The sequence below is a fragment of the Paracidovorax sp. MALMAid1276 genome, from assembly GCF_049198005.1.
Lineage (GTDB): Bacteria > Pseudomonadota > Gammaproteobacteria > Burkholderiales > Burkholderiaceae_C > Acidovorax.
Genome location: NZ_JBMIRS010000216.1, coordinates 1 through 24368, shown reverse-complemented (window position 1 = coordinate 24368; position 24368 = coordinate 1). Strand labels below are relative to the sequence as shown.

Genomic DNA, 24368 nt, shown 5'->3' with positions numbered 1-24368 from the left:
GCCCAGACTCTCATGACCTCAAACTCTCGAACCGCCCGGTGCGGATCCGCATGCCGGGTGGTGTGGGAGGGGCGCAGTCTACAATGACTGTCCCCTATCCCGATCCGAGCGGCCCGCCCTGACCCGGTGCCCGCGTGCGCTGCAGGCCAAAAAAAAAGCACCCGTTGCAGGTGCTGTGAGGCGTGCGTGGCGGAGACGGTGAGATTCGAACTCACGGACGGTTGCCCGTCGGCAGTTTTCAAGACTGCTGGTTTAAACCGCTCACCCACGTCTCCGGGCACGGAAGCCGCGCATTCTAGCTGACGGAGGGGGTGGAGGGCTTGAGCATGCCGCGGGTCTCGATGAATTTCACCACGTCCGCCACGCCGGCCAGAGTTTTCAGGTTGGTCATCACAAACGGCTTGAGCTGGCCTTGTGCGTTGGTGCGCATGCGGGTGGTGTCGGCGTGCATCACTTCCAGGTTCGCGCCCACATGCGGTGCCAGGTCGGTCTTGTTGATGATGAACAGGTCGCTCTTGGTGATGCCGGGGCCGCCCTTGCGCGGGATTTTTTCACCGGCGGCGACGTCGATGACGTAGATGGTGAGGTCGCTCAGCTCGGGGCTGAAGGTGGCGGCCAGGTTGTCGCCGCCGCTTTCCACGAACACGATATCGGCGTTGGGGAAACCGCCCAGCATGCGGTCGATGGCTTCGAGGTTGATGGAGCAGTCTTCGCGGATGGCAGTGTGGGGGCAGCCGCCGGTTTCCACGCCCAGGATGCGCTCGGCGGGCAGCGCGCCGCTCACCGTCAGCAGGCGCTGGTCTTCCTTGGTGTAGATGTCGTTGGTGATGGCCACCAGGTCATAGTCATCGCGCATGGCCTTGCACAGCATCTCCAGCAGGGTGGTCTTGCCGGAGCCGACAGGGCCGCCGATGCCCACGCGCAGCGGGGGCAGGTTCTTGGTGCGGTTCGGGATGTGGTGCAGGGCGTTGGTCATGGAGATTTCTACTATCAAATAAATAGCTGCTGGCGCTTGATGGATAAGCGCTAGGAGCGAAAAAGCCTTGAATATTGCATTTCGTGTTGGGCGCTCAGGATGGCCAGCATGGGCGAAAAGGCCTGGCGCTCGCTGTCCCTGAGGCCCGCTGCGTGGTCGGCGGCGGCCGGGATGGCATCGGCCAGCCGTGCCAGGATGCGCTGGCCCGCGCTCTGGCCCAGCTGCATGGATTTGAGCGCGGCCTGCACCATGTTCTCGGCCCAGCCGAAGGCATAGGCCATCAGCACCTCGCGCACGGGGGCCACCGTGGTGGAGGCGGCCAGCGCAAACGCTACGGGATAGGTGGGCGGCAGGGCGGCCAGGTGGCGCACGGCGGGCATCAGGGCTTCGTCGCCCTGGTACTGGTTGCGCAGCCAATCGGCCATCGATCGGCCCATCTGCTCGGTCTGCAGGCGCAGCTCGCTGGTTTCACGGGTGTGTTGCACCCAGTCGTTGAGTTCGCGCACATGCGCCCAGTCGGCGCGGCGCCAGGCGCCCACGGCCTTGGCGATCAGCGCCATGTCGCCGCGCGCCTGCGTGATGTGAAGCTGGTCCAGCAGCCAGTCGCCCACGGCGGCTTCGCTGGTGAGGCCTGCGTTTTCAATGGCGCTTTCCAGCCCTTCGGAATACGAAAACCCGCCCACGGGCAGCGCGGGGGAGGCCAGCCACATCAGCTGCAGGAAGCTGGCGGCGGGCAGAGGGGCGGGGCGGTCGTTGCGCACGATGGGATGTTTCCGTCAGTCCGTACGGATTGAGCTTGTGGAAAGCCTTTTTTTCATGCCGCGTGCCCTGGCTTCGACAGGCTCAGCCCGAACGGGCGGAGTGGGTGCCCTGGCTTCGACAGGCTCAGCCTGAACGGATGGGGTAGGCGTGGCGAGAGGCACACAGGGACACAGGGCCTCAGTGGTCGTGGTTGCAGTGCGGGCCGTGTACGTGGCCTTGCGCGACGATGGGGATGGCCACGGTGCGGCCCCGGGCGGGCGTTGCAGCGGCATCCGCTGGGGCGTGCGAATGGCTGTGTTCGTGGTGGTGACCATGTCCATCGTCGTGTCCGTGGCCATGTCCATGATGGTGCCCCCCGCCGTGCCCAGCCGCATAGGCTCCGCCTTCGGGCTCAAAGGGCAGCTCCTGCTCGCTCACGATCAGGTGCATGGCGCGCAGCATGTCCGCCAGCACGTGGTCGGGCTCGATCTTGAGGTGGTCGGGCTGCAGCTCGATGGGCACATGGCGGTTGCCCAGGTGGTAGGCGGCGCGGGTCAGGTCGAACGGCGTGCCGTGGTTTTTGCAGTGCGTGATGACCAGCACCGGTTGCGGCGCGGCCAGCACGCGCACCAGGCTGCCGTCTTCGGCCACCAGCACGTCGCCGCCGCGCACCAGCGTGCCCCGGGGCAGGAAGATACCCAGCGCGCGCCCGGCGGAGTCGGTGGCGGCAAAGCGGCTTTTCTGGCGCACGTCCCAGTCCAGCTCGACGGTGTGGGCGCGCTTGAGCAGCACAGGGGCGAGGCCCTGGCCTTGCGAAAGGATTTTGGAAACCTGGATCATGGTGGTGGTATGTCTGTGAGACGCGCTGCGAGAGGGGCGGCGAGGGCGAAGGCCGTATTGTCGGCCTCTGCGCGGCACTCAGAGCAGGCGACTCATGTAGCGGCTGTGCGGGTCGAGCACATAGCCGCCAAACGGCGCGCAGTCGGCAAAGCCATAGCGGCGGTAGAGCTGGTAGGCGGGCTCGAAGAACGGCTGGCTGCCGGTCTCCAGGCTGATGCGCTGGTAGCCCAGGTCCACCGCCTGGCCCAGGATGTGTTCCAGGATCGCGCGGCCCACGCCCAGGCCGCGCACCGATTCGGCGGACCGCATGGACTTGAGTTCGGCGTGGTCCGCGCTCAGGTGCTTGAGCGCTCCGGTGCCCACCAGTTGCCCCGGTGCGGGTGCGGCGGCGTCGGCCGTCCAGGCGGTCCAGAAGCGGATCTCGGGGCGGCTCAGCTGGTCCATGTCCAGCGCGTGCACGCTCTCGGGTGGCGACGTGGCGCGCATGTCCTGCAGGTGCTCCTCCATGAACGTGGCAATGCGCGGGTCGCTCAGGTCGTCGAGGCGAATGGAAAGGCTGTCGAGCATCGGGGCGTTGGGGCGGTGTGTCAGAACAGGAAGTAGCGCTGCGCCATGGGCAGCACGGTGGCGGGCTCGCAGGTGAGCAGCTGACCGTCCGCGCGCACGGTATAGGTCTGCGCATCCACTTCCATCTTGGGGGTGTAGCTGTTGTGCACCATGTGCTGCTTGCGCACGCTGCGGATGTTGTGCACGGCGCTCAGGGTCTTCTGCAGCCCAAAGCGCTCGCCAATGCCAGCGTTCAGCCCGGCCTGCGACACGAAGGTGAGCGAGGTTCTGGCAATGGCGCCGCCGAATGCGCCGAACATGGGCCGGTAGTGCACGGGCTGGGGCGTGGGGATGGACGCGTTCGGGTCGCCCATGGCGGCCATGGCGATCAGGCCGCCCTTCAGGATGAGCGCGGGCTTCACGCCGAAGAACGCAGGCTTCCAGATCACGATGTCGGCCCACTTGCCGACTTCGAGCGAGCCCACCTCGTGGCTGATGCCGTGGGCGATGGCGGGGTTGATGGTGTACTTGGCCACGTAGCGCTGGATGCGCGTGTTGTCGTTACGGGCGCTGTCGCCCTGCAGGCTGCCGCGCTGCACCTTCATCTTGTGCGCCGTCTGCCAGGTGCGCAGGATGACCTCACCCACGCGGCCCATGGCTTGGCTGTCGCTCGACATCATGCTGATGGCGCCCAGGTCGTGCAGGATGTCTTCGGCCGCGATGGTTTCTTTGCGGATGCGGCTTTCGGCAAAGGCCAGGTCCTCGGCAATGCTGGCATCGAGGTGGTGGCAGACCATGAGCATGTCCACATGCTCGTCCAGCGTGTTCTGCGTGTAGGGCATGGTGGGGTTGGTGGAGCTGGGCAAAAAATTGTCCTCGCCTACCACGCGCAGGATGTCGGGCGCGTGGCCGCCACCCGCGCCCTCGGTGTGGAAGGCGCAGATGCCGCGCCCGCCCACGGCGGCGATGGTGTCTTCCACAAAGCCCGATTCGTTGAGCGTGTCGGAGTGGATGGCCACCTGAGTGTCGGTGGCTTCGGCCACGTCCAGGCAGTTGCTGATGGCCGAGGGCGTGGTGCCCCAGTCTTCGTGCAGCTTCAGGCCGATGGCGCCCGCGTTGATCTGCTCATGCAGCGCATCGGGCAGGCTGGCGTTGCCCTTGCCGAGAAAGCCCAGGTTCATCGGGAAGGCGTCGGCCGCCTGCAGCATGCGCTCCATGTTGAAGGGGCCGGACGTGCAGGTGGTGGCCAGCGTGCCCGTGGCGGGGCCGGTGCCGCCGCCCAGCATGGTGGTGATGCCGCTGGCCAGGGCTTCCTCGATCTGCTGTGGGCAGATGAAGTGGATGTGGCTGTCGATGCCGCCGGCGGTGACGATGTTGCCCTCGCAGCTGATCACCTCGGTGCCGGGGCCGATGACGATGTCCACGCCCGGTTGCGTGTCCGGGTTGCCCGCCTTGCCGATGGCCGCAATGCGGCCTGCGCGCAGGCCGATGTCGGCCTTGAAGATACCCGTGTGGTCCACCACCAGGGCGTTGGTCAGCACCGTGTCGACTGCGCCTTGTGCGTTGCTGCGCTGGCTCTGCGCCATGCCGTCGCGGATGGTCTTGCCGCCGCCAAACTTCACCTCTTCGCCATAGCTGCCGGCGCGCAGCGTGTGGTCGGCTTCGACTTCGAGGATCAGTTCGGTATCGGCCAGGCGCAGCCGGTCGCCCACGGTGGGGCCGAACATCTCGGCGTAGGCGCGTCGTCCAATGGTTGCCATGGTGGGTGCTCCGCTAGAACTGTGTACTATTGTTTTGATAGCTGCTGGCGCTTATGCAGTAAGCGCTGGAGGCTATTTTTGTTTGAAATTTCGGCAGGCCGTGACCCTGCAGGCGGCTGCGGGCGCTGCGCCCGGGCTTCGACAGGCTCCGCCCGAACGGATGGGGGGCAGGCGCCAGCGCGAGCATGCTTGGCCTACAACGCGCCCTGCGTGAGGCCCTGAAAGCCGAACACCCGGCGCTCGCCTGCGTAATCGACCAACTCCACAGTGCGCTCCTGCCCGGGCTCGAAGCGTACGGCCGTGCCCGACGCAATGTTCAGCCGCATGCCGCGTGCGGCCGTGCGGTCAAAGCCCAGGGCGTTGTTGGTCTCGGCAAAGTGGTAGTGCGAGCCGACCTGGATGGGTCGGTCGCCCGTGTTGCGCACGACGATGGTGAGCGTGCGGCGGCCGGTGTTGAGCGCGTGCTCGCCGGGGTCGGTGAAGAGTTCGCCTGGGATCATGTTCAGTTCTCCATCCTTGCATTCACTCCCTCTCCCCTTGCGGGAGAGGGCCGGGGAGAGGGGGTGTGCGATGTGGGCGCTCCGCTGTTTGAGCCGGATGTGCCCCTCTCCCCAACCCCTCTCCCGCGAGGGAAGAGGGGCTTGTGAGCTTGCTGAGCGTGGTGTGTACTTGGGCCATCACGCCATCTGTTGCAGCAACAGGGCGCTGCCGAAGGCCGCCACGCCCGCACCGGCGGCGCGCGCCAGCCACACATGGCGGTGGCGCAGGGCCCAGCCTGCGGCCAGGCCGGCGCCGTGCAGCAGCGCGGTGGCCGCCAGCATGCCCGCCAGCGTTTGCCAGGCGCTTGCATCGCCTGCGAGTTCGTAGCCGTGGGCCACGCCGTGGAACACGGCAAACGCGCCCACGCCCAGTGCCGCCGCCACGCCAGGCACGCGCAGGCGCGACACCACGAGCAGCCCGGTGACGAGCAGCGACGCGGCAATCATCGGCTCCACCGCGGGCAGGGCCACACCCTGCAGGCCCAGCACGGCGCCCGCCAGCAGCATGGCCGCAAAGCCCACGGGGCCCCACAGCAGATCGCGCCCGGCGCTGCGCGCGGCCAGGGCGCTCCACAGGCCCACGGCCACCATGGCGGCCAGATGGTCCAGCCCGAAAAACGGGTGTGCAAAGCCGCTCAGAAAGCTGTTGTGGGTGTGGATTTGCGCACCGGTGTGGGCGCTCGCGCCTGCGCTGATCGCGCTGGCCGCCAGAAAGAGAAGGGCCGCTGCATGGCGGCGTGAGAAGGCGATGTGCATGGAGGCTCCGCAGAATTGGAGAGAACGGGAATTCAAACGATCGGCTGATGGACCGTGACGAGCTTGGTGCCGTCGGGAAAGGTGGCTTCCACCTGGATGTCGGGAATCATCTCGGGGATGCCCTCCATCACATCGGCGCGGGTCAGCACGGTGCGGCCCTCGCTCATGAGCTGGGCCACGGTCTTGCCGTCGCGCGCGCCTTCCATCACGGCGGCGCTGATCATGGCCACCGCTTCGGGGTAGTTGAGCTTCAGGCCCCGCGCCCTGCGGCGCTCGGCCAGCAGGGCGGCGGTGAAGATCAGGAGCTTGTCTTTCTCGCGCGGCGTCAATTCCATGTCGTTTCACTCTACGTTGCTGGGGCCGGCATTCATTACCCTCGAACCGTTCACGCTGAGCCTGTCGAAGCGCGGCGCCGGGCTTCGACAGGCTCAGCCCGAACGGGTGTCGGGCGTTCAAGCCGTCCGTTGCCGGTCGCTGGGCAGCTTTGGCTACCAGGGCCGGGGATGAGACCATCATAGGCAGCAAGCCTCGTGCCCGCCATACGCCAGACGGCGAAGGGGCTCCGGTCGCGCGGGTAGGCCGTGGCATGGAAACTGCACCTGCAAGGGCTGTTGCAGCCCGTGCCCATGCCTTCTTCCAACGCATCTCTTGCCCCGCCCCGTTCGGCCTCGGCGCCCCCGACGGGGCCGGATGCCGACATGCAGGCCCCGCAGCAGGTCGTGAAGGTGCGGCGCGACTACAACAGCTGGGTGGCCACCGAGACCATGGAGGACTACGCGCTGCGCTACACGCCCCAGCGCTTTCGCAAGTGGTCCGAATGGCGCGTGGCCAACACCGCGTTCGGCGCGGCGTCGTTTCTGATCCTCGAAGCCGTGGGCGCCACCTTGCTGGTGCAGTACGGCTTCATCAACGCCTTCTGGGCCATCGTGGCCACGGGGCTCATCATCTTTCTGGCGGGGCTGCCCATCAGCGTGTATGCCGCGCGCTACGGGGTGGACATGGACCTGCTCACGCGCGGCGCGGGCTTTGGCTACATCGGCTCCACGCTCACCTCGCTGATCTACGCGAGCTTCACCTTCATCTTCTTTGCGCTCGAAGCCGCCGTGATGGCCTATGCGCTGGAGCTCGCGCTCGACATCCCGCCCACCTGGGGCTATCTCATCTGCGCCATTGTGGTGATTCCGCTCGTCACCCACGGCGTGTCGGCCATCAGCCGCCTGCAGGTGTGGACGCAGCCTTTGTGGCTGGTGATGCTGGTGGTGCCGTTTGTCTATGTGTTGATGCACGATCCTGGTGCGTTTTCGGGGGTGGTGCACTACGGTGGTGAATCCATGCGCGGTGCGTCGTTCCAGCTGCCCCTGTTTGGTGCGGCGCTCACCGTGGGCATTGCGCTCATCACCCAGATGGGTGAGCAGGCCGACTACCTGCGCTTCATGCCCGCACCCACGGCCGGGCAGCGCGGGCGCTGGTGGCTGGGCGTGCTGGTGGGCGGGCCGGGCTGGGTGGTGCTGGGCGTGCTCAAGATGCTGGGCGGCGCGCTGCTGGCGTGGCTGGCGCTCAAGCACATGGTGCCCACCGACCGTGCGGTGGACCCGAACCAGATGTACCTGGTGGCGTATGAATACGTCTTCCCGCACTACGGCTGGGCGGTGGCGGCCACGGCGCTGTTCGTGGTGGTGTCGCAGATGAAGATCAATGTGACCAACGCCTATGCGGGGTCGCTGGCGTGGAGCAACTTCTTCTCGCGCCTCACGCACAGCCACCCGGGGCGTGTGGTGTGGGTGGTGTTCAACACGCTCATCGCCTTCATGCTGATGGAGATGAACGTGTTCCGCGCCATGGGCGAGGTGCTGGGGCTTTATTCCAACATCGCCATCGCCTGGATCATGGCCGTGGTGGCCGACTTGGTGGTCAACAAGCCGCTGGGCCTGTCGCCCAAGGGCATCGAGTTCAAGCGCGCGCACCTCTACGATATCAACCCCGTGGGTGTGGGTGCGATGGCGCTGGCCTCGGTGGTGTCCATCAGCGCGCACCTGGGCCTGTTCGGGCCGCTGCCGCAGGCGTTCTCGGCCGTGATCGCCATGGCCGTGGCGTTCGTCACGGCGCCGCTCATTGCCTGGGCCACGCGGGGCAAGTACTACATCGCACGGCACAGTAGCGAGCCGGTGGCCGTGCCCATGGCCGGCCCCGTGCCCGGCGCGCGGGCGGGCGACGCTGGCAGCACTCAGCGCCTAGTGGTGCAGCGCTGCGTGGTCTGCGAGCGCGAATACGAGGCGCCCGACATGGCGCAATGCCCTGCGTACCGGGGCGCCATCTGCTCGCTGTGCTGCACGCTGGACGCGCGCTGCGGCGACCTGTGCAAGCCGCACGCCAGCATGGCCGTCCAGTGGTCGGCCGCGCTGCGCTGGGTGCTGCCGCGTGCCATCTGGCGCTATCTGGACACGGGGCTGGGCCACTTCCTGCTGCTGATGCTGGTGATTGCGCCGCTGCTCGCGTCCGTGATGGGGCTGCTTTACCACCAGGAGCTGAACACCCTCGACCAGGCCCTGACGAACACCGAGGTCCTGGCCGCCCCCGAGGTCGCCCTGCGCTCGGGGCTGCTCAAGGCGTATCTCGCGCTGCTCGTCATCTCGGGCATCGTGGCGTGGTGGCTGGTGCTGGCGCACAAGAGCCGCCAGGTGGCGCAGGAAGAATCCAACCGGCAGACGGGCCTGCTGGTGCGCGAGATCGACCTGCACCGCCAGACCGACGAAGCCCTGCAGACCGCGCGCCGCGTGGCCGAGCAAGCCCGCCAGCAGGCGGAAGACGCGCGCACCCTGGCCGACCAGGCCAACCAGGCCAAGAGCCGCTACATCAGCGCCATCAGCCACGAGATCCGCACGCCGCTCAACTCCATCCTGGGCTATGCGCAGCTGATGGGCGAGGACGCCGGTGTGCCGCCGCACCGCAAGCAGGCCGTGCACGTGATCCGGCGCGGGGGCGAGCACCTGCTCTCGCTGATCGAAGGCACGCTCGACATCGCGCGCATCGAATCCGGCAAGCTCACGCTCGACGTGGCGCCCATGCGCTTTGCCGACGGCCTGCACGAGATGGCGGCGCTGTTCGAGTTGCAGGCCGCGGCCAAGGGGCTGGCGTTTCAGTTCGACGTGCAGGGCGTGATTCCCGAAGTGGTGCGTGCCGACGACAAGCGCCTGCGGCAGATCCTCATCAACCTGCTGGGCAACGCGATCAAGTTCACCGCGCAAGGCACCGTCAGCCTGCGCGTGCGCTATGCGCGCGAGATGGCGCGCATCGACGTGCAGGACACAGGCCCCGGCCTCGCGCCCGCCGAGATCGAACGCATCTTCGAGCCCTTTGCGCGCGGGGGCGCACACGGCGCTGCCAGCGCAGCGGGTGGCAGCCCGGCAGCGCCCGGTGCGGGCCTGGGGCTCACCATTGCGAAGATGCTCACCGCGCTGATGGGCGGCGAGCTCACCGTCACCAGCACGCCGGGCCAGGGCGCCACCTTCCACGTCAAGCTGTTTCTGCCCGAGGTGCATGCCGACGCGCTGGGCAGCAGCGCGCCCACCCCGACGGCGCCGCGCCCGGCCAAGGCGCGCAGCGGCTACGCGGGCGAGCGGCGGCGCATTCTGGTCGTGGACAACGAAGAGCCCGACCGCGAGCTGCTGCGCCAGTTGCTGGAGCCACTGGGCTTCGAGCTGCGCCAGGCCGCCAGCGGCCACGACGCGCTCGACCTGCTGGCCGCAGGCTACCGTCCCCACGCCATCTTCATGGACCTGGCCATGCCCGGCATCGACGGCTGGGAAACCATTCGCCGCATCCGCGCGCAGGGCTGGGCCGCGCAGGGCAGCGCACCCGGCGTCTGCATCGCCGTGGTGTCGGCCAATGCGTTCGACAAGACCCTGGAGAACGACGCGGGCATCGCGCCGCAGGACTTCATCGTCAAGCCCGTGCGCCACACCGAGCTGCTGGACTGGCTGGAGCAACGGCTGGAGCTGGTGTGGCGGGAGGAGCCGCGCGAGCACGAGCCCGAGGGCCTGCCCGGCAGCCATGAGGGTGAAGGCGACGGCGAAGAAGCGTGCAACCCCGCAGCGCCCAGCGCCCCGACTTCGGTCACCGTCGCCCCCGGCATCTCGTGCCCCCCTGGGCCCGTGGTGGCAGAGCTTGCACAATCGGTGGCGCTGGGCTACTACCGGGGCATTCTCAATGCGCTGGCCGACATCGAACGCCGGCACCCCGAGCACGCGGCCTTTGTGCGCCATGTGCGCCCGCTGGCACAGCAGTTCCAGTTCGACGCCCTGGCACAGATCCTGGGGCCCGCCACACCATGACCCCCACCCCAGAGGCTGCCCAATCCGCCCCTTCGCTGCTGGACCGCAGCAGCGATGTGGTGCTCATCGTGGACGACGTGCCCGACAACCTTGCGGTGCTGCACGACGCGCTGGATGAATCGGGCTACACCGTGCTGGTGGCCATCCACGGCGAAGCCGCCCTGCAGCGCGCCAGTCAGGCGCTGCCCGACATCGTGCTGCTGGACGCGATGATGCCGGGCATGGACGGCTTCGAGGTGGCGCGCCGCCTCAAGGCCGCGCCCGCCACCGCGCACATTCCCATCATCTTCATGACCGGCCTCACCGAAACCGAGCATCTGGTGGCCGCGCTGGAGGCCGGGGGGGTGGACTACGTGACCAAGCCCATCAAGCCGCGCGAGGTGATGGCCCGCATGCAGGTGCACCTGGGCGCAGCCCGCAAGGCCCGCCAGGATGCGCTGCAGGCGCGCGAGGCACGCAATGCGCTGGACGCCTTTGGATACGCCAGCATCACCGTGCGCGTGGCGGACGGGCGCATCGTGTGGCAAACCCCGCTCGCGCGCGAGCTGCTGCATGCCTACTTCGGCGCCACCGGCAGTGAGGGCCCCGCCGCCTACAGCCACTGGGCGCCCGAGCCCGTGCGCGCCTGGCTGCACCGGCACGTGGGCGTGGACGGCGCCCCGGCACCACCGGCCCACCCGGGCGGCGAGCCGCCCCGGCTGGCGGTGGAGCAGGGCGCGCGCCGCCTCACCTTCCGCCTGCACCAGCAGGTGGGCGACAGCGACGGCGGCGGTGACTGGCTCGTCGTGATGCGCGAGGTGTCCGACGCGAAGATCATCGAGTCCATGAGCCTGTCCTTCAAGCTCACCGCGCGCGAGGCCGAGGTGCTGTACTGGGTGGTCAAGGGCAAGATCAACCGCGACATCGGCGACATCCTGGGCGCAAGCCCCGCCACGGTGAAAAAGCACCTGGAGCGCGTGTTCGCCAAGCTCGGGGTGGAGACCCGCACGGCGGCCGCCGGCATGGCGATGAACCGCATACGGCAGCTGCACCCGCAGTTCGAGGGGTAGGGCGGCCGCCGTTGCCGGCGGCGCATGGGCTGTCGCAGATTTGCTACGCTCGTGCGATGTCTGCATCTTCCCCGGCCGCGCCCGGCTCCTTCTGGCGCGGCCTGTACCAGCGGCCAGCGCTGCTTCTCGTGCTCACCACCCTGATCTGGGGCAGCAATGCCGTCGCCGCGCGGCTGGCCGTGGGCCATGTGTCCCCCATGATGCTGACCACCGCGCGCTGGGCCATCGCCTGCATCGCACTGTGGTTCGTCGCGCGCCAGCAGGTGGTGCAGCACCTGCCCGCGCTGCGTGATCGCTGGAGATACCTGGCGCTGATGGGGACCAGCGGCTTCACGGCCTTCAATGCCCTGTTCTACGCCGCCGCGCACCACACCACGGCGGTCAACCTGGCCCTGATCCAGGGAATGATCCCGGTGCTGGTGCTGCTGGCCGGCGCGCTGTACCTGGGCCTGCGCGTCAGCGCGCTTCAGTGGGTGGGCGTGGTCATCACGCTGGCCGGGGTGGCCCTCGTCGCATCGCGCGGCAGCTGGGCCGTGCTGGCTGCGCTGGACCTGAACCTGGGCGATGCGGGAATCCTGCTGGCGTCGCTGCTGTATGCGGGATACACGCTGGGCCTGCGTGCGCGGCCGCAGGTGCCGCCGCTGGTGTTCTTCTCGGCCGTGGCGGGCGTGGCGGCCCTGGCCTCGCTGCCGCTGCTGGCGGCAGAGGTGGCGAGCGGGCGCTTCTTCTGGCCCACGGCGCAGGGCTGGCTGATCCTGGTGTATGTGGGGCTGCTGCCGTCGTTCGTGTCGCAGATCATGTTCATCCGCGCGGTGGAGATGATCGGCGCGCCGCGTGCCAGCGTGTTCCTCAACCTCAACCCCGTCTTCGGCCCCGCGCTCGCCGTGTGCGTGCTGTCGGAGCGTGTAGGGGTCTACCACGCGGTGGCGCTGGCCATGGTGCTGGGCGGCATCTGGATCGCGGAGCGGCTGGGCGCGCGGCGCTGATCCCGACAGCCCGCCCGCCGCCGGGCGTGGCTGCGCGGCGCAGGACGGAACGCGGCGCCGCACACTGCCCGAAAATATGAACGAAAAAAGGCTTCAGCGCTTACTGGATAAGCGCTGACAGCTACAAAAAGTGTAGTGCTACATGCCCAGCGATTTGAGCAGCGCGTCCGTGTCTTCTGCGCCCGGGGGCGGTGGCGCGGGCACTGGGGGGGCTTCCTGCGACTGGGCCATCAGCGCGTCGGGGTCGGGGGCCTCCTGCGCCTCGAAGTCGTAGAGCTTGATGAACTCGGTGCGGTCGATGGCCAGTTCCAGGTAGAAGATGTTGTTGTTGCTGGTGTAGAAGGTGACGCGCCGGGCCTCGGGCTTGTCCAGGTTGGCGTCCACCGACAGTTGCACCTGCTTGTTCAGCACCAGCATCTTGGGCTGGTTCTGGGTGATGTGGGTCTGCAGCTCGCGCCGCACCTTGCCGGTGAAGTCGCCCACCACCTGGTTCATCAGCTCGCCCATCACGTTGCTCACCTCGTCGGAGGTGTACGAGCTGACCAGGTCATCCTTGGACATGCCCATGTTCAGCAGGTAGTTGGCATACAGCTCCATCGCCGCCTGCCCCGAGAAGTTGATGATGACCAGGCCCGAGAAACCGCCGTCAAACAGCACAAAGCAGCCGATGTCGGGCTTGAGGCAGGTCTTGCTGATGCGCTGCACCATGCCCGAATAGTGGATCGGGCTGTGGGTGGCCACGCCCAGCACGCGGGTGACGGAGTTGCACAGGCTGATCAAGAGGTCTTCGGTGCCGTAGACGGGGGCTTTTTCAATGGGGCTCATGGTGATCGGAGGCGGAAGGTTGCATGGGGCGCCAGCAGCGCACGGTGCAGAGCATAGGCGAACGCGCCCTGTGCAGCCAGAGTGGTTTCTCGGGTTCGGGGGGCTAGCATGTTTTGCGCCCCCGTGCGCAGGGGGATGCTGCGGCTTGACAAGGCCGGGGCGCCGGTTATCGTGCCAGACAGACCAATCTGGAGGGGCGTGTGATGGGCGGGGTGAGCTACGGGTTGACGGATTTCCAGGCGATTGCCACCGGGGCGGCCGTGCTGGCCAGCGGGGGCGGCGGCAGTTACAGCGATGCCTGCGCGGTGCTGAATGAGCTGGCGCTGCAGGGCTTCTCGGGCACCGTGCAGGTGGCCGACTATGACGGCGCCACCAACGCCTGCGTGCTGGCCATCATGGGCTCGCCCGATGCGGCCGAAGGGCTCACGCTGTCGGCCATCCAGAACTCCATCACCAACACCCTGCAGGTGCTGCAGGCCGGCACGGGGGCGCCCATCGGCGCGTTGATTCCGGTGGAGATTGGCCCCATCAATTCGCTGGTGCCGCTGATCGGTGCGGCCATGGCACCGCCGGGCGCCGTGTATGTGGTGGACGGCGATGGCGCCGGGCGCGCCGTGCCCGAGCTTCCGCAGACCACCTTCACCGGCAACCCCCAGCTCGCTCCGTGCCCGGCGGCGCTGGCCAGCGATGCCTCGGTGCCCGCCAATGTGCAGTCGGCCGTGCTGGGCGCGTCCACGGCGGCGCAGGTGGAGACGCTGGCCGGGGGTGTGGTGGGCGGCTTCGGCGGCTATTCGGGCATTGCCATGTGGCCGTCCAATGCCGGCAACGGCTATGCGCTGTCGGGCAGCTACATCCCGGGCACGCTCGCCCAGGCCCGGGCGCTGGGGCTGCAGATGCTGGAGGCCGTGTCGCCCCTGTCCACCGCGGCCATCTGCAGCGCCATCACCAGCCTGATGGGGCGCGCAGCGCGCCCGGTGGTCACCAACTTCTACGTCACGTCCGTGACGCAGTCCACCTCCAGCGCATCGCTCGATTCCGGCATCATCCGGCTCGACAACGCGACCGACCCGGCGCAGAGCACCGAGACCCACTATCTCTACAACCTGAACGAGAACCTCATCATGTATTCGTCGGCCAGCATGCAGCCTGACGTGATCGCGCCGGATTCGATCTGCTACTACTCCGAAAGCACGGGCCGGGGCTTCTCCAACGCCAGCGACGACCTGGCGCAGTACTACGATGCCGCCACGGGCAAGAGCACGGGCCGCGCCGTCAGCGTGATCGCCGTGGCCGCCGCGCCAGCGCTGTACAACACGCCGGGCGTGGTGGCATCGTTTGCCGCGCTGCTGCGCAACATCGGTTATGCGGGCGCAATGCCTTCGGCATGAGCCCCGCGCACCCATTGCCTACACCCCTCGTCCCGCCCCTTCCCGCCGCCTGAGATGTTTGCGCCCATGCTCGACGATGCCCCCGACTTGAACAAGGAGCGGCTTGCGCTGGTGCTGGAGGCTGCGGGCCTGGACCTGTGGGAGAACGACCTGGTGACCGGCCAGGTCACCCAGAAGGCCACCAAGACCTTTCAGGAGCTGGGCTTCACCGAAGACGAGATGGTGACGGGCCTGCAGGAAATCTACGACCTGTTCCACCCCGGCGACCTGGACATCGTGCGCAAGGCCGTGGCCGACCATGTGGCGGGCATCACGCCGCAATACCGTGCGGAGTTCCGCCTGCGCTCCAAGGCGGGCGAATGGGTGTGGTTTGCCAATTACGGCCGCATCATGGACCGCAGCAGCGACACGCCGGGCAAGCGGCTGATCGGCGTCACCTTCAACATCAACGACCGCAAGCAGAAGGAAGACGAGATCGCCCAGGCCAACCGCCAGCTGATGGAGCAGAACCGGCTGCTGCAGGCCCTGAACACGGCGCTGGAGCTGCTGGCGGCCAACGATGCGCTGACGGGCCTGTCCAACCGCCGCGCGCTGATGGAGCAGGGCGCCAACGAGTGCCAGCGCATGGAACGCTTTGACCACCCGCTTTCGGTGCTGGTGGTCGACATCGATCACTTCAAGCCCGTGAACGACGCCTGGGGCCACCTGGCGGGCGACCGCGTGATCTGCGCGGTGGCCCAGGCTTGCGCCGCCCGCAAGCGCAGCGGTGTGGACATCGTGGCGCGGTTCGGGGGCGAGGAGTTCGTCATCGTGCTGCCGGAGACCGACGGTGCGGGTGCGCTGGCCATGGCAGAGTCGCTGCGCCAGGAAGTGGCCGCGATGAGCGTGCCGGTGGACGAGCAGGGTGCCTGCGTTGCCGTCACGGTGAGCATCGGCGTGGCCACGCTGCAGCAGGGCTCGGGGCTGAACTTCGAAGAACTGGTGAACCGCGCCGACAAGGCGCTTTACCGCGCCAAGCAGGCCGGGCGCAACACCGTGGTCTGCGCAGACTCGGTGCCCCGCGCGGGCGGCGCCAGCCCGGGCGCCGACTCTGTTGCCGATCTCGCCCCCGTCCCCAGCACCATCCCCAGCCCGGTCGTCGCGCCGGTGCACATTCTGGCCAGCCCCCGGGGCAACACCGAAGGCGCCTGGTAGGCCTTCGGGCGCACGCCCCGCAGCCCGTGTGGACTACTTGCCTGCGGCCTGGTGAATGGCTGCGCGGATGCGCGGGTAGGTGCCGCAGCGGCAGGCGTTGCCGGCCATCGCGGCGTCGATCTCCGCATCGCTGGGCCGGGGTGTCTTGCGCAGCAGTGCGCAGGCCGACATCAGCTGGCCGCTCTGGCAATAGCCGCATTGCGCCACGTCCACCGCCGTCCAGGCCGCACGCAGGGCCGTGGCCTCGGGGCCCCGCAGGCCCTCGATGGTGGTGATGTCGGCATCGCCCACGGCCGACAGGGGCGTGATGCAGGCGCGCGCGGGCTCGCCGTTCAGATGCACGGTGCAGGCGCCGCACAGCGCCATGCCGCAGCCAAACTTGGTGCCGTTCATGTGCAGTTCGCCGCGCAGCACCCACAGCAGGGGCGTGTCGGGCTCGGCGGTGACGGAGATGGCTTTGCCGTTGATGCGCAGGGTGGTGGGCATGGTCGTTCCTCGAATCGGTTCAGGCAAGTTTGAGCGGCAGGGAGCGCAGGCGCTGGCCGGTCAGCGCAAACAGTGCGTTGGCCACCGCAGGGGCTATCGGCGGCACGCCGGGCTCGCCCACGCCTTCGGGAGGCTCGGCGCTTTGGATGATGTGCGTTTCCACGCGCGGGCAGTCGGCCATGCGCAGCAGCGGCACGTCATGAAAATTGCTTTGCTGCACCTGTCCATTCGTCACGGTGATCTCGCCGTACAACGCGGCCGTGAGTCCGAACACGACGCCGCTTTCCATCTGCTGCGCGATCAGGTTGGGGTTGATGGCCGCGCCGCAGTCGATCACGCACACCACCCGGTGCACGCGGATGGCCTTGTCGGCACCCACCGACACTTCGGCCACCTGCGCCACGATGGAGCCGAACGACTGGTGCAGCGCCACGCCACGCGCACGTTGCACACCCGACGCATCGGGCGGCAGGGGCTGGCCCCAGCCCGCCCGCTCGGCCGCCAGCTGCAGCACCTTCAGGTGGCGCGGGTGCTTTTGCAGCAGCGCGGCCCGAAAAGCCACCGGGTCCTGCTTGGCCGCATGGGCCGCTTCGTCCACAAAACTCTCTTTGAAGAACGCCTGGTGCGAATGCCCCACCGAGCGCCAGAAGCCCACGGGCCAGGGCAGGTCGACGGCTTCGTGCGCAATGCGCGCATGGGGCCATTCGTAGGGCTGGTCGAACGCGCCTTCGGACGTGGTCTTGTCCGGCCCCGCGCCGGGCAGGCCGAACGTGCGCGACAGCACCTGCGGCACGATGGCCTGGCCGACCGACAGGTTGTGCCAGGCCACCAGCTGCCCCTGCGCATCAAAGCCCGCCTTGAAGCGCGCCATGCAGGCGGGGCGGTAGAAGTCGTGCTGCGTGTCCTGCTCGCGGCTCCAGAGCGTCTGCACCGGGGCACCGCCGGCCGCCTTGGCAATGGCCGCAGCCTGGCCCACATAGTCCACCTCCAGCCGCCGCCCAAAGCCGCCACCCAGCAGCAGCTGGTGCACGGTCACCTTGTCTTCGTCAATGCCCAGCGCCTTGGCGGCCGCCATGCGCGCAAGGCCCGGCACCTGGGTCGATGTCCACACCTGGGCGGCGCCGTCCTTGAACTGCACGGTGCAGTTGATGGGCTCCAGCGCTGCGTGCGCCAGGCAGGGTGCGCGGTAGTCTGCGCTGAGGGTGGTGGCCGCGCCCTGCATGGCCTGGTCCACATCACCCGCGCTGTGGTAGCCAAAGCCCCGGGCCTCGTCCAGCACCTGGGCCAGGCGGGCCATCATGGCGTCGCTCGACAAGGCGGCGGCCGGGCCATGGTCCCATTCCACGGTGACGGCAGCGGCGGCCTTCCTGGCGCGCCAGGGCGTGTCGGCAATCACGGCCACGCCGCCCGTGCCGCCGTGGTGGGGAGGCACGGCCAGCACCTGCTTCACGCCCGGCAGCTTTTGCGCGGCAGTGGCGTCAAACCGGGCCACCGCGCCGCCGCGCGTGGGGCACATCTGCACGCTGGCGTGCAGCAGGCCCGGCGGGTTCGCGTCGATGCCGAACACGGCGCTGCCGTCGAGCTTGCCGGGCGCTTCGACGCGGGTGAGCGGCTTGCCGATCAGCTTGAATTGCGCGGGCTCTTTCAGCGCCACCTTGCGCGGCATGGGCTGCTGTGCGGCCAGCGCGGCCAGCTCGCCAAAGGGGGCCCGCTGGCCGGCGGAATGCTCGACCCAGCCTGCGCTGGCCGTGCAATCTGCCGCCCGCACGCCCCACTGCGCGGCGGCCGCCGCCACCAGCATGGCGCGCGCATGGGCCCCGGCTTCGCGCATGGGCCGCCACAGGTCCTTGATGCTGCTCGATCCGCCGGTCATCATCACGCCCACCTCGCGCATGGTCTTGGCCGTGAGCCAGCCCGCCACGGCCTTCATCGATCCATCGTTGTCGGGGTGGAAGGGCAGCCCATCCACCACCGTGGCCAGGTTGTTGTAGATGTCGTCAATCGGCGCCATCGCCAGCCGCACCTGCGCCCAGTCGGCATCCAGCTCTTCGGCCAGGATGGCGGCCAGGCCCGTGTGTGCGCCCTGGCCCATCTCGGCCTTGGCCATCATCACCGTCACGGTGTTGTCGGTGCCCACCTTGAGCCAGCCATTGAGCGCCGCCTGGCCCGCAGCGGTGGGCAGCGGGTCTGCGGGGTGCAGGCGCTGGCGCGGTGGCATCACCCCCCAGCCGATGACCAGCGCGCCCGCTGTTGCGGCGCCGCCAAGCAGCACTGTGCGTCGTTTCACCATGGGTCGGGTCCTTTGCGGAGGGGGTGGGGCTGTGGCTGCCATCGTAGCGGCGGCAGCGTTGTTTTCACAGCGTGTTTTGTGGGCGGCAGAGTTTGATTGATTTTGGCCCCTGGCGCTTGTCTGTAAAGCGCTGAGAGCTATTAAATCAATAGCGTTTCGCCTACCCGACACAGGCGTTGCGCCCAGGCATCGCCCGCCCGCGCCCGGCCCGCGGCATACGCCACCCGGCGTATTTCGCTGGACGGCACCGCTCTCCAGAATCCATTCCATCGCCCACTACTGCTGTTCACGCAGAGGCAGGCGACGCGGTTGGACCGATAGCCGGATTGACTGAAACCCCGAACCACCCCTGGAGAAGCACACATGCAACGTCGTTATTCCCTCAAGGCCCTCGCGGCCGTCGCTGCGCTCGCTGGCCTGTCTGCGCTGCCCGCCCACGCGCAGGAGACCATCAAGGTTGGCATCCTGCACAGCCTGTCGGGCACCATGGCCATCTCCGAGACGGTGCTGAAAGACACCGTGCTGATGGCCATCGACGAGATCAACGCCAAGGGCGGCGTGCTGGGCAAGAAGCTCGAACCCGTGGTGGTGGACCCGGCCTCCAACTGGCCGCTGTTCGCCGAAAAGACCAAGCAGCTGCTGGGCCAGGACAAGGTGTCCGTCATTTTCGGCTGCTGGACCAGCGTGTCGCGCAAGTCCGTGCTGCCCGTGGTGGAAGAAATGAACGGCCTCCTGTTCTACCCCGTGCAGTACGAGGGCGAAGAGCTGTCCAAGAACGTGTTCTACACCGGTGCCGCACCCAACCAGCAGGCCATCCCTGCCGTGGACTACCTGATGAGCAAGGACGGCGGCGGCGCCAAGCGCTGGGTGCTGCTGGGCACCGACTATGTGTACCCCCGCACCACCAACAAGATCCTGCGCGCCTACCTCAAGAGCAAGGGCGTGAAGGATTCGGACATCGACGAGAAGTACACCCCCTTCGGCCATTCGGACTACCAGACCATCGTGGCCGACATCAAGAAGTTCAGCCAGGGCGGCAAGACGGCCGTGGTGTCCACCATCAACGGCGACTCCAACGTGCCCTTCTACAAGGAACTGGGCAACGCCGGTCTGAAGGCCAAGGACGTGCCGGTGGTCGCCTTCAGCGTGGGTGAAGAAGAACTGCGCGGCGTGGATACGAAGCCGCTGGTGGGCCACCTGGCTGCCTGGAACTACTTCCAGTCCATCAAGAGCCCCGAGAACACCGCCTTCATCAAGAAGTGGAGCGACTACGCCAAGGCCAAGGGCATTGCGGGCCACAAGGACAAGCCGCTGACCAACGACCCGATGGAAGCCACTTACATCGGCATCAACATGTGGAAGCAGGCGGTCGAGAAGGCCAAGAGCACCGACGTGGACAAGGTAATCGCCGCCATGGCCGGCCAGACCTTCAAGGCGCCCTCGGGCATCGTCTCCAAGATGGACGAGAAGAACCACCACCTGCACAAGAGCGTGTTCATCGGCGAGATCAAGGCTGACGGCCAGTTCAACGTGGTGTGGAAGACCCCGGGCCCGGTCAAGGCCAAGCCGTGGAGCCCGTACATCGAAGGCAACGACAAGAAGAAGGACGAGCCGGACGGCAAGAGCAAGCTGTGATTCGGATTCCTGTTTGCTGATCCAGCACCGTTCGGGCTGAGCCTGTCGAAGCCTTGCGCAGCGCTTCGACAGGCTCAGCGTGAACGGGTTGTGGGTGGCGGCCCTTGCGCGGGGCCCCGGTCTGGGCCGTGTTCACTGCTCAGGCCTGTTTTCTTCTGACGTACTGGCTCCCTCATGTTTGCCACCATTTTTCAACGCCTGATCGCCTGCCTGCTGCTGTGCGCAGCCGCGCAGGCGCACGCGCTCACGGCCGAATCCGCGCGGGCCATGGCGGCGGGCGATACCGATGACCGGATCGCCGCGCTGCAGGCCGCCATCGCCACGCCGGACGAAGCCACGGTGGCTTTCATTCGCGCCATGGTGGACGACGCGGTGAAGCTCAGCGGCGACAAGGCCATCGTCATCCGGGACGGCAAGGGCCTGGACCCCGTGACCGGCGCCGAGGTGCCGGTGCCCGACGATGCGGAAGACATCATCAACAACAACCGCATGCGGGGCGAGTTCGATGCCGCGCTGGCCTCGCTGCAGCTCATGTCGAGTGACGTTGCCGTGCGCCGCAAGGCCGTGGAGGCGCTGCGCGAAGAAACCGACGAGGCCCGCCTGCCGCTGATCGAAAAGGCCCTGGCCAGCGAGCAGGATGCCGCACTGAAGGCGCGGCTGGAGAGCATCCGCGCCCGCATGCTCATCGGCAGCAGTGATGCGGCCAAGCGCCTCTCTGCCGCCCAGCACCTGGCCGCCAGCGGCAACCCCGCCACGCGCACCGTGCTGCTGGAGCAGCTGCGCAGCGAAGAAGACCCCAACGTCAAGGCTGCCCTGCAGGCGGCGCTCAAGACGGTGGAAGAGCGCCTGCAATGGGGCGAGCGCCTGGCGGCCGTGTTTTCGGGCATCAGCCTGGGCTCCATCCTGTTGCTGGTGGCGCTGGGCCTGGCCATCACCTACGGCCTGATGGGCGTGATCAACATGGCGCATGGCGAGCTGATGATGATCGGCGCGTACGCCACGTACGTCATGCAGGGCGTCTTTCAAAAGTATTTTCCCGGCGCCTTCGACTGGTACCTGGTGGCTGCCGTGCCCGCGGCCTTTCTGGCGTCGGCGCTCATGGGCGCGGTGCTGGAGCGCGGCGTGATCCGCTTCCTGTACGGCCGCCCGCTGGAGACCCTGCTGGCCACCTGGGGCATCAGTCTGGTGCTGATGCAACTGGTGCGCACCGTGTTCGGCGCGCAGAACGTGGGTGTGGAAAACCCTGCGTGGATGAGCGGCGGCGTGCAGCTGATGGACAACCTGCAACTGCCGTGGAATCGCGTGATCATCGTCGCCTTTGCGCTGGCGGTGCTGGGCGGCGTGGCCTTCCTGATCAGCAAGACGCGCCTGGGCCTGTTCGTGCGCGGTGTGACGCAGAACCGGCCCATTGCGTCGTGCATGGGCGTGAACACGGCGCGTGTGGATACGTACGCGTTCGCGCTCGGTTCGGGCATCGCCGGCCTGGCGGGCTGTGCCCTGAGCCAGGTGGGCAACGTGGGCCCCGACCTGGGCCAGGGCTACATCGTGGACTCGTTCATGGTGGTGGTGCTGGGCGGCGTGGGCCAGCTGGCCGGCACCGTGTATGCCGCGCTGGGGCTGGGCATTCTCAACAAGTTCCTCGAAGGCTGGACAGGCGCCGTGCTGGCCAAGATCACCGTGCTGGTGTTCATCATCATCTTCATCCAGAAGCGGCCGCAGGGCATCTTCGCCGTGAAAGGCCGCACCGCGGACTGAAGGGCGAGCCATACCATGATCACCAAGTCTTCTCCCTCTTCTCTTCAATTGCCCGCACCCGCGCCGCTGCTCACGCGCGGCGGCTGGTCGGCCTTCATCATCGCGCTCATCGTGGTGTGCGCCGTGGCGCCCGTGCTCAACCTGTGGGTGCCTGCAGGCAGCGCGCTGCACCTGTCCGACTACGCCGTGGCGCTGCTGGGCAAGATCATGTGCTACGCCATCCTGGCACTGGCCATGGACCTGATCTGGGGCTACACCGGCATCCTGAGCCTGGGCCACGGCCTGTTCTTTGCGCTGGGCGGCTATGTGATGGGCATGTACCTGATGCGCCAGATCGGGCGCGACGGCAATTACCAAAGCGACCTGCCCGACTTCATGGTGTTCCTCGACTGGAAGGAGCTGCCCTGGCACTGGGCACTGTCGGACAGCTTTGCGGCCACGCTGGTCCTCATCGTCGCCGTGCCGGGGCTGGTGGCGTTCGTGTTCGGCTACTTCGCCTTCCGCTCGCGCATCAAGGGCGTGTACTTTTCCATCATCACGCAGGCCATGACGTATGCGGCCATGCTGCTGTTCTTCCGCAACGAGACGGGTTTTGGCGGCAACAACGGCTTTACCGACTTCAAGCGCATTCTGGGCACGCCCATCGCCACGCAGAACATGCGCATGCTGCTCTTCGTGCTGACGGGGCTCGCGCTGCTGGGGTTCTTTTTGCTGGCGCGCTGGCTGGTGCGCAGTAAGTTCGGCCGCGTGCTGCAGGCCGTGCGCGACGCCGAAAGCCGCGTGATGTTCTCGGGCTATTCGCCGCTGCCCTACAAGCTCACCATCTGGACCATCAGCGCCATGATGTGCGGCGTGGCGGGCGCGCTGTATGTGCCGCAGGTGGGCATCATCAACCCGGGCGAGATGAGCCCGGCCAACTCCATCGAGATCGCCGTCTGGGCGGCCGTGGGCGGGCGCGCCACGCTGATCGGACCGATTGCCGGGGCCTTCATCGTCAACGGCGCCAAGAGCTGGCTCACGGTGACGGCGCCGGAGTTCTGGCTGTACTTTCTGGGCGCGCTGTTCATCGCGGTGACGCTGTTCCTGCCCAACGGCGTGGTGGGCCTGGTGCGCAAGCTGCACGGCAAGATCAAGGGAGACTCGGCATGACGCCCGATCTGATGGAAGAGGGCGCGCGCCGGGTGCAGGCGCATGGCCAGGCCGTGGCCACGGGCCAGACCGAGTCGGGCGGACGCGCGGCCGGTTTCTCGCGCGTGGCGACCCCGGGCGAGGTGGATGTGGCCCATGGCCGCATCCTGTACCTTGAAGACGTGCATGTGAGTTTTGACGGCTTCAAGGCCATCAACGGCCTGAGCCTGGACATCGCGCCGGGCGAGCTGCGCTGCATCATCGGCCCCAACGGCGCGGGCAAGACCACGATGATGGACATCATCACCGGCAAGACGCGGCCCGACAAAGGCACGGTGTTCTTCGGCAGCACCATCGACCTGCTGCGCCACAACGAGCCCGAGATCGCGAGCCTGGGCATCGGCCGCAAGTTCCAGAAGCCCACAGTGTTCGAGCAGCTCACGGTATTCGAGAACCTGGAGCTGGCCCTCAAGACCCACAAGGGCGTGAAGTCCAGCATGTTCTTTCGCCTGGATTCGGGTCAGTCGGACCGTCTGGCCGAGGTGCTGCACACGATTCATCTGGCCGATGGCGTGACGCGCCAGGCGGGCAACCTGAGTCACGGGCAAAAGCAGTGGCTGGAGATTGGCATGCTGCTGATGCAGGACCCGAAGCTGCTGCTGCTGGACGAACCCGTGGCGGGTATGACGGATGAAGAAACCGCCCGTACCGCCGAGCTGTTCCTCACGTTGAAAGGCAGGCACTCCCTGATGGTGGTGGAGCACGACATGGGCTTCATCCGCACCATTTCGGAGAAGGTCACCGTTTTGTGTGATGGCTCGGTGTTGGCGGAGGGCACGCTGGACCAGGTGCAGGCGGATGAGCGGGTGATTGAGGTGTATCTGGGGCGGTGATGGTGTTGGTGTGCCATGGCTCTGTTGAATGTGTGAGCGTCAGCCATACGTTTGGGTTGCGCTTGTCGAAGCCTGGGCGCTTTTCGCTATCGTTCGGGCTGGGCCAGTGGAAGCCAGGACACCAGTCCTCGACCGTTCGGCCTCTGCCCGTTCCACCTCCGGCCGTTCGGGCTGAGCTTGTCGAAACCGGGGCACCACCCCCACCCGTTCGGGCTGAGCTTGTCGAAGCCGGAGCGCTACCCTGCCCGTT

The 24368-nt window shown here is 67.5% G+C and carries 20 protein-coding genes and 1 tRNA gene; 9 read left to right on the top strand and 12 right to left on the bottom strand.

Annotation, left to right across the window (positions count from 1 at the left end):
• Positions 1–187: 187 nt before the first annotated feature.
• The 9 genes from ACOQFS_RS17645 to ACOQFS_RS17605 form a co-directional block, all read right to left on the bottom strand.
• Positions 188–275, bottom strand: a tRNA-Ser gene (locus ACOQFS_RS17645).
• Between the two features lie 20 nt (positions 276–295).
• Entirely contained in the window at positions 296–976 is a 681-nt protein-coding gene (gene ureG, locus ACOQFS_RS17640; RefSeq protein ID WP_421564131.1) for an urease accessory protein UreG, read from the bottom strand.
• A gap of 50 nt (positions 977–1026) precedes the next feature.
• Positions 1027–1737, bottom strand: coding sequence for an urease accessory protein UreF (locus ACOQFS_RS17635; RefSeq protein WP_421564130.1), 711 nt, complete (start codon positions 1735–1737; stop codon positions 1027–1029).
• 178 nt (positions 1738–1915) lie between these two features.
• Positions 1916–2557, bottom strand: coding sequence for an urease accessory protein UreE (gene ureE / locus ACOQFS_RS17630; RefSeq protein WP_421564129.1), 642 nt, complete (start codon positions 2555–2557; stop codon positions 1916–1918).
• A 78-nt stretch (positions 2558–2635) separates the two neighbouring features.
• The gene (locus ACOQFS_RS17625) at positions 2636–3124 is read right to left on the bottom strand and encodes a GNAT family N-acetyltransferase (protein ID WP_421564128.1); all 489 of its coding nucleotides are present in this window, start codon (positions 3122–3124) and stop codon (positions 2636–2638) included.
• A 20-nt stretch (positions 3125–3144) separates the two neighbouring features.
• Positions 3145–4863, bottom strand: a complete 1719-nt coding sequence (ureC, locus tag ACOQFS_RS17620) for an urease subunit alpha (protein ID WP_421564127.1) — start codon at positions 4861–4863, stop codon at positions 3145–3147.
• Between the two features lie 194 nt (positions 4864–5057).
• Positions 5058–5363 carry an urease subunit beta gene (locus tag ACOQFS_RS17615; protein ID WP_421564126.1) on the bottom strand — a complete coding sequence of 102 codons (306 nt, stop codon included), beginning with the start codon at positions 5361–5363 and terminating at the stop codon, positions 5058–5060.
• 177 nt (positions 5364–5540) lie between these two features.
• Complete coding sequence (locus ACOQFS_RS17610) at positions 5541–6158, bottom strand: HupE/UreJ family protein (RefSeq protein WP_421564125.1); 618 nt, start codon at positions 6156–6158, stop codon at positions 5541–5543.
• A gap of 32 nt (positions 6159–6190) precedes the next feature.
• Positions 6191–6493: an urease subunit gamma gene (locus ACOQFS_RS17605; RefSeq protein ID WP_421564124.1), complete on the bottom strand. Its 303-nt coding sequence runs from the start codon at positions 6491–6493 to the stop codon at positions 6191–6193.
• Positions 6494–6784: 291 nt separating this feature from the next.
• Here ACOQFS_RS17605 and ACOQFS_RS17600 point away from each other — a divergent pair, with 291 nt between their 5' ends.
• From ACOQFS_RS17600 to ACOQFS_RS17590, 3 genes are read left to right on the top strand one after another with little or no spacing between them, the layout of a single operon-like run.
• Positions 6785–10489: an ATP-binding protein gene (locus tag ACOQFS_RS17600; protein ID WP_421564123.1), complete on the top strand. Its 3705-nt coding sequence runs from the start codon at positions 6785–6787 to the stop codon at positions 10487–10489.
• A complete protein-coding gene (locus ACOQFS_RS17595) occupies positions 10486–11538 on the top strand; it encodes a response regulator (protein WP_421564122.1) in 1053 nt (350 codons plus the stop codon). The genes ACOQFS_RS17600 and ACOQFS_RS17595 overlap by 4 nt, the downstream gene beginning before the upstream one ends.
• A gap of 56 nt (positions 11539–11594) precedes the next feature.
• Entirely contained in the window at positions 11595–12524 is a 930-nt protein-coding gene (locus tag ACOQFS_RS17590; RefSeq protein WP_421564121.1) for a DMT family transporter, read from the top strand.
• A 138-nt stretch (positions 12525–12662) separates the two neighbouring features.
• Here ACOQFS_RS17590 and ACOQFS_RS17585 read toward each other — a convergent pair whose 3' ends face one another.
• A complete protein-coding gene (locus tag ACOQFS_RS17585) occupies positions 12663–13349 on the bottom strand; it encodes a DUF3334 family protein (protein WP_421564120.1) in 687 nt (228 codons plus the stop codon).
• Between the two features lie 203 nt (positions 13350–13552).
• Between ACOQFS_RS17585 and ACOQFS_RS17580 the strand changes: the two genes are divergently transcribed.
• Positions 13553–14737 (top strand): DUF917 family protein, encoded by a 1185-nt coding sequence (locus ACOQFS_RS17580; protein WP_421564119.1) that lies wholly within the window; start codon positions 13553–13555, stop codon positions 14735–14737.
• 54 nt (positions 14738–14791) lie between these two features.
• Positions 14792–15931 (top strand): sensor domain-containing diguanylate cyclase, encoded by a 1140-nt coding sequence (locus tag ACOQFS_RS17575; RefSeq protein WP_421564118.1) that lies wholly within the window; start codon positions 14792–14794, stop codon positions 15929–15931.
• Between the two features lie 33 nt (positions 15932–15964).
• Here ACOQFS_RS17575 and ACOQFS_RS17570 read toward each other — a convergent pair whose 3' ends face one another.
• Positions 15965–16417, bottom strand: a complete 453-nt coding sequence (locus ACOQFS_RS17570) for a (2Fe-2S)-binding protein (RefSeq protein ID WP_421564117.1) — start codon at positions 16415–16417, stop codon at positions 15965–15967.
• Positions 16418–16436: 19 nt separating this feature from the next.
• The gene (locus tag ACOQFS_RS17565) at positions 16437–18707 is read right to left on the bottom strand and encodes a molybdopterin cofactor-binding domain-containing protein (protein ID WP_421564116.1); all 2271 of its coding nucleotides are present in this window, start codon (positions 18705–18707) and stop codon (positions 16437–16439) included.
• A 363-nt stretch (positions 18708–19070) separates the two neighbouring features.
• Between ACOQFS_RS17565 and urtA the strand changes: the two genes are divergently transcribed.
• The 4 genes from urtA (at position 19071) to urtD (ending at position 24118) form a co-directional block, all read left to right on the top strand.
• Entirely contained in the window at positions 19071–20342 is a 1272-nt protein-coding gene (gene urtA, locus ACOQFS_RS17560) for an urea ABC transporter substrate-binding protein (protein WP_421564115.1), read from the top strand.
• A gap of 174 nt (positions 20343–20516) precedes the next feature.
• Positions 20517–22097: an urea ABC transporter permease subunit UrtB gene (urtB, locus tag ACOQFS_RS17555; RefSeq protein ID WP_421564114.1), complete on the top strand. Its 1581-nt coding sequence runs from the start codon at positions 20517–20519 to the stop codon at positions 22095–22097.
• Between the two features lie 15 nt (positions 22098–22112).
• On the top strand, positions 22113–23246 hold the full coding sequence (gene urtC / locus ACOQFS_RS17550; protein ID WP_421564113.1) for an urea ABC transporter permease subunit UrtC: 1134 nt from the start codon (positions 22113–22115) through the stop codon (positions 23244–23246).
• A complete protein-coding gene (gene urtD, locus ACOQFS_RS17545; RefSeq protein ID WP_421564112.1) occupies positions 23243–24118 on the top strand; it encodes an urea ABC transporter ATP-binding protein UrtD in 876 nt (291 codons plus the stop codon). The genes urtC and urtD overlap by 4 nt, the downstream gene beginning before the upstream one ends.
• The last annotated feature ends 250 nt before the right edge of the window (positions 24119–24368 follow it).

Coding starts and splice junctions, on each gene's coding strand:
- ureG (WP_421564131.1), bottom strand. CDS start 976: ATGACCAACGCCCTGCACCACATCCCGAACCGCACCAAGAACCTGCCC.
- ureE (WP_421564129.1), bottom strand. CDS start 2,557: ATGATCCAGGTTTCCAAAATCCTTTCGCAAGGCCAGGGCCTCGCCCCT.
- ACOQFS_RS17625 (WP_421564128.1), bottom strand. CDS start 3,124: ATGCTCGACAGCCTTTCCATTCGCCTCGACGACCTGAGCGACCCGCGC.
- ureC (WP_421564127.1), bottom strand. CDS start 4,863: ATGGCAACCATTGGACGACGCGCCTACGCCGAGATGTTCGGCCCCACC.
- ACOQFS_RS17615 (WP_421564126.1), bottom strand. CDS start 5,363: ATGATCCCAGGCGAACTCTTCACCGACCCCGGCGAGCACGCGCTCAAC.
- ACOQFS_RS17610 (WP_421564125.1), bottom strand. CDS start 6,158: ATGCACATCGCCTTCTCACGCCGCCATGCAGCGGCCCTTCTCTTTCTG.
- ACOQFS_RS17605 (WP_421564124.1), bottom strand. CDS start 6,493: ATGGAATTGACGCCGCGCGAGAAAGACAAGCTCCTGATCTTCACCGCC.
- ACOQFS_RS17600 (WP_421564123.1), top strand. CDS start 6,785: ATGCCTTCTTCCAACGCATCTCTTGCCCCGCCCCGTTCGGCCTCGGCG.
- ACOQFS_RS17595 (WP_421564122.1), top strand. CDS start 10,486: ATGACCCCCACCCCAGAGGCTGCCCAATCCGCCCCTTCGCTGCTGGAC.
- ACOQFS_RS17590 (WP_421564121.1), top strand. CDS start 11,595: ATGTCTGCATCTTCCCCGGCCGCGCCCGGCTCCTTCTGGCGCGGCCTG.
- ACOQFS_RS17585 (WP_421564120.1), bottom strand. CDS start 13,349: ATGAGCCCCATTGAAAAAGCCCCCGTCTACGGCACCGAAGACCTCTTG.
- ACOQFS_RS17580 (WP_421564119.1), top strand. CDS start 13,553: ATGGGCGGGGTGAGCTACGGGTTGACGGATTTCCAGGCGATTGCCACC.
- ACOQFS_RS17575 (WP_421564118.1), top strand. CDS start 14,792: ATGTTTGCGCCCATGCTCGACGATGCCCCCGACTTGAACAAGGAGCGG.
- ACOQFS_RS17570 (WP_421564117.1), bottom strand. CDS start 16,417: ATGCCCACCACCCTGCGCATCAACGGCAAAGCCATCTCCGTCACCGCC.
- ACOQFS_RS17565 (WP_421564116.1), bottom strand. CDS start 18,707: ATGGTGAAACGACGCACAGTGCTGCTTGGCGGCGCCGCAACAGCGGGC.
- urtA (WP_421564115.1), top strand. CDS start 19,071: ATGCAACGTCGTTATTCCCTCAAGGCCCTCGCGGCCGTCGCTGCGCTC.
- urtB (WP_421564114.1), top strand. CDS start 20,517: ATGTTTGCCACCATTTTTCAACGCCTGATCGCCTGCCTGCTGCTGTGC.
- urtC (WP_421564113.1), top strand. CDS start 22,113: ATGATCACCAAGTCTTCTCCCTCTTCTCTTCAATTGCCCGCACCCGCG.
- urtD (WP_421564112.1), top strand. CDS start 23,243: ATGACGCCCGATCTGATGGAAGAGGGCGCGCGCCGGGTGCAGGCGCAT.